This is a genomic window from Paenibacillus sp. LT-B23, assembly GCF_059417685.1.
Genome location: NZ_JBSQBM010000054.1, coordinates 1 through 3,963, shown reverse-complemented (window position 1 = coordinate 3,963; position 3,963 = coordinate 1). Strand labels below are relative to the sequence as shown.

General features: G+C 35.0%; 6 protein-coding genes. 1 reads left to right on the top strand and 5 read right to left on the bottom strand.

Features of this window, described 5'->3' with window-relative positions; genetic code table 11:
- The 4 genes from ACWXW9_RS28845 to ACWXW9_RS28830 form a co-directional block, all read right to left on the bottom strand.
- On the bottom strand, window positions 1-352 hold a 352-nt coding region (locus ACWXW9_RS28845; RefSeq protein WP_494932188.1), incomplete at its 3' end, for a restriction endonuclease.
- Window positions 353-411: 59 nt separating this feature from the next.
- Window positions 412-903 carry a hypothetical protein gene (locus ACWXW9_RS28840; protein ID WP_494932187.1) on the bottom strand — a complete coding sequence of 164 codons (492 nt, stop codon included), beginning with the start codon at window positions 901-903 and terminating at the stop codon, window positions 412-414.
- 659 nt (window positions 904-1,562) lie between these two features.
- Window positions 1,563-1,946: a hypothetical protein gene (locus ACWXW9_RS28835; protein ID WP_494932186.1), complete on the bottom strand. Its 384-nt coding sequence runs from the start codon at window positions 1,944-1,946 to the stop codon at window positions 1,563-1,565.
- Window positions 1,947-2,056: 110 nt separating this feature from the next.
- A complete protein-coding gene (locus ACWXW9_RS28830) occupies window positions 2,057-2,539 on the bottom strand; it encodes a hypothetical protein (protein ID WP_494932185.1) in 483 nt (160 codons plus the stop codon).
- 328 nt (window positions 2,540-2,867) lie between these two features.
- Between ACWXW9_RS28830 and ACWXW9_RS28825 the strand changes: the two genes are divergently transcribed.
- The gene (locus ACWXW9_RS28825) at window positions 2,868-3,134 is read left to right on the top strand and encodes a hypothetical protein (RefSeq protein WP_494932184.1); all 267 of its coding nucleotides are present in this window, start codon (window positions 2,868-2,870) and stop codon (window positions 3,132-3,134) included.
- Window positions 3,135-3,323: 189 nt separating this feature from the next.
- On the opposite strand, the gene ACWXW9_RS28820 is transcribed toward ACWXW9_RS28825, so the two are convergent.
- Window positions 3,324-3,629 (bottom strand): hypothetical protein, encoded by a 306-nt coding sequence (locus tag ACWXW9_RS28820; RefSeq protein ID WP_494932183.1) that lies wholly within the window; start codon window positions 3,627-3,629, stop codon window positions 3,324-3,326.
- Between the last annotated feature and the right edge of the window lie 334 nt (window positions 3,630-3,963).

Genomic DNA, 3,963 nt, shown 5'->3' with positions numbered 1-3,963 from the left:
GTACTTGAGTCCTGCTGAGTTCAAGCAGAGGCACCACAAAAAAATTGTCTAGTTTAATGTTGACAATCCAGCGGTAGCCCTCTCTATCCGTAAATACCAAATCTGTTCCAAAATCTCTACTGTCTTGTGTTTTATACGCATCATCATAGCCCAAACACAGGAACAGCCTGAACAGGTACATTTCAAAGTCCTTACCATCTTCCATACGGTCTATCTCGTTTATGCCAATGTAGTAAGGGTCAATATCCTGCGTTACCTTATACGGTTCCTGAACTCTAGGCTTCTTAAATAAGCGTAGCAACACCAAAGCAATCAATATAGCAATGACACACACTATCACTAATATAGACAACAATGCTCCTCCTTTTAGATTAATTATCTAGTTATCTTATGAATCTTTATTAGATTAACTTATATATCATATATAATGACATTATTAAGAAGCTCTTTTGTCGTTTCATTGATAGTAACTAGGGGACTATCTTTATCCACAATAAGCCGTGCAGCGCTTACTAACCATCCTTTATTTATATACTCCTCAGTAAAAATCTGCGCTCTATCAAAAAGAACAGTATTAAAGTTATCTATATCCTTTTTCATATACTCATTAATACCTTCTAATATGTAATTTTCAGCCTCTCTCCTTGAGTTGAATCTAAATGCAGCAGTTACACCATCAACGTTTAATAAGGTATCAATTATTAATCCAATTATTTTAGATATCATGTCAGTATCCACTTTACTTGATAACGCAATAAGCCCAGAAGAACAACAAGCAATAAAAATCTCTCTAATCAGAAAAGTTTCTCTAACAAGTCTGGATCTGCTAATGAATTTTGTGAAAAATGCTCCTCTTTTGGGCCTCTTGTTATACCCAAAAGTTCTCAACATCCAATCATTCAATCATCCAATACCATCTTCCCAGAAATAATAGTTAGTTCTATAGCTATTTCTTTTATACTCTGAGTCATATAAAGTAACCTCTTCTCTATCAAAATTCTGATTTTAAACAAAGGATTACGCTAAAGAATTTGAATTATCTGAATACTATTTCCTTTATCATACAATAGATAGGTACAATTTCCCATCTCTATTTATTTAGAACGACAGTATTTTGAGTAACAAAAAACGCCTATTTCTAGCCGCTAGTATCATATTCAAGGGGCTAAATTTGACGCTCCCTGAACTATATATTGAGTCCAACTAATCCAAACTCATGTTACATAGCGTCTCTATTAGCCTGAGCTAATGTTTTGAGACTGATTAACTGACCATCCCAAGTTTGCAGGAAAAGCTTACCCTTTATGAGTCGTCCACATTTATACATTGGTTATCGCTCCTTGATTGATTTGATAGAATGTATTATTAACGTTATAGTGTCGATTATGATGATAAAATGACTCTTTTACATTTGATTGTCATAGCTGTTAAAAGCCCTAAAAAGGTTATTGAAGCCTACTGAATAGTATTATTACGTTGTTATATGATTAAGCAGGACAGAATATTATCCTATAATGAATATGAATATTTAGCTTTCTCTGCCCTGCTATGTATTTATTGGATTAGATGAATAATACCACTTCGCCAGAAGTTGAATACTTGCCACGTTCAACGTAAACGTCATATATACGTTCAGGATCATCTGAATTCAGTCGATTTACTTTCCAAGCTGGCATTTGTTCCTGAAACAGCTTTTCCAGTGTAGGTTGTTTGTCGCGGTAGTAATCATAAACGAATGTTGCTTTGTCAGTGTAACCATGAGCCTCCACATCTTCTTTCCACATTTTCACGATCAACGAGAACGGAGAGTCTTCGTTCAGCATCCGATTTGCAAATTCATTCATACGTGAAACAGACTTAAGGTGGAATCTCATCAGGTCGATAAGGATAACGGCTGTAGGCTTGATTTCAAATTCGATTAGCAGTTGTTCAAACATGATATTCATGGCATTCACCCCTTTGTTGTTAGTAGTGGTTTGAATTGGTTGCAGTTTTCTCAGTGCGATTATCATATATGTATCTTCCCCATTCGGTTTATAGTTGAGTAACGTGACACTTAGAAGCCTGAAACAATCCCTCTCGCTTCATCCTCAGCACGTTCAATGGCCTGAATAAACGGTAATAAAGGTTCCTCACGTTTGTACTGGATAGCCTTCTCAGCCATACCTCCTGCCGCTTCCCATTCCCAATATGCGATGATATCAATAGGCTGCAAGAAATACATGGACAATGCTTCCACGGGATTTACAGCGTACAATTGAATGAACTGTTCGTCTGTAAGTTGGCTATGCTGTAAATATTCTTCCTTCATTTGGTGGAGTAAAATAAATGTGCTTCCAGCATTAACGTTGATGATTCTGCTAATGAAGGAATTTCTTCTCTCAACAGTGTTCAGGATGATTTGCATATCATTGCGAATGCCTGTTGCTTCAGGGGAAATATTGAGCAGATTGATTAGGTCATTGACGCTTATATTTGGATTGTAAGGTGCTGGCGCAATAATACGAGTCCACACCCCATCGTTACCATGCTCGAACACTTGAATTGCATCGCTGACATTAAGGCCAATCGTTTGCCATTTGCGGTTGAGAGCATCGGTGATATGGTAATAGTGTAGTTCTTTTTCAGCGGCTTCTTCTGATTCCCAAACCTGTCCCTGTCTGATAATATTAATTATGGCTTGATTTGTTTTCTTTTTGGGTCATTTAGTATCACTCCTTATTTATCTACTAACAGTTATATTTTATATCTATTAATAGATAAAGTCAAAAGGTTTTTATCACTTTCCCGTTAAATTTTTTATCCTATTACTGTTGTGTTAGAGCCTGTTTTTAGAAATAGATATTATTGAAAGGAACTATTTTGATATGATCAAGATAACACTAGGCGAGTCATTAAAAGAACTTGCATTAACACAAAATAAGTTTGCAGTAACATACCGTTTTCGTCCCAACACAATAAATGATTTTGTGAATGGAAATGTTAAAAGAGCAGATTTCGACACTTTAGATAAGATGGTTAATTCTCTAAACCACTACGCTAAAAAAATGAATATTCAGCGTCACTTTACGTTGAGCGATGTTTTTATTCACGTCGACGAATCACAAGAAGAACCCAAAGATTTGCTAATATAATAGCAGACACAGCAAAGAGCCTAGAAATTTATCTAGGCTTATTTGTTGCATATCATAGTTAGTACAAGAATACTATTTTAGAACTAGATTTTGGCTCTAATTAAGACGTAGTTTTTCTCCTATCTAAAGGAACAATTGTTGATAGTTTAAAGTCTACATTTCACACTACCATCCATCAAAAATCTTGATTTAATTTTCTAAGCTCTTTTGTCTTTTTATAGTATCTATGCGGTCTTTATTTTGTTTCTTCTTTTCTTCATCCCAAGGCTCATACTCCATAATATTTTCAGACAAATACAATCTTACTACTAACTTTCCATTCACTAATCTCTCTACTGCATATTTATCTTTGATGTCACAATAGCCCTTTATCCATCCAATACTAGCGCCCCTTAACCATATACGTTGGTTGTAGCTCCATTTATTTTGTTTAGATTTTAAGTTATCTATTAGTCTATTTGATACCAATCCACTTTTCTCCCTTCCATTTTGCATATAAAAATCAAGAGAGGATCACCAGTTGTGTATCATACTGTTCTATTTTATTTTGCTGTTCATCTATGCTCCATTCGATGGATGATCTTACAATTGCCATAGCCTTCATGAATTTAGACTCCTTCGCTATTCGCATTAATATTGGACTGATCAAACTTGCATTTTATTCTAATTCCATCATTTCTTCTAAATAGCGTTCATAGTCAGCTTCTTTTTGTAATTCAGCGAGTATGTCACCATGATCATCAATTTCCACTTCAAATCTTGCATTATCAATATGTTCATTAAGATTATTGATGTATTTAGAGAAAAATTCTAAGCTCAGCTCATAAAC

Excerpts from the sequence above, each read along its gene's own strand:
- ACWXW9_RS28835 (WP_494932186.1), bottom strand. The coding sequence starts at position 1,946 with ATGAATATCATGTTTGAACAACTGCTAATCGAATTTGAAATCAAGCCT.
- ACWXW9_RS28825 (WP_494932184.1), top strand. The coding sequence starts at position 2,868 with ATGATCAAGATAACACTAGGCGAGTCATTAAAAGAACTTGCATTAACA.
- ACWXW9_RS28820 (WP_494932183.1), bottom strand. The coding sequence starts at position 3,629 with ATGCAAAATGGAAGGGAGAAAAGTGGATTGGTATCAAATAGACTAATA.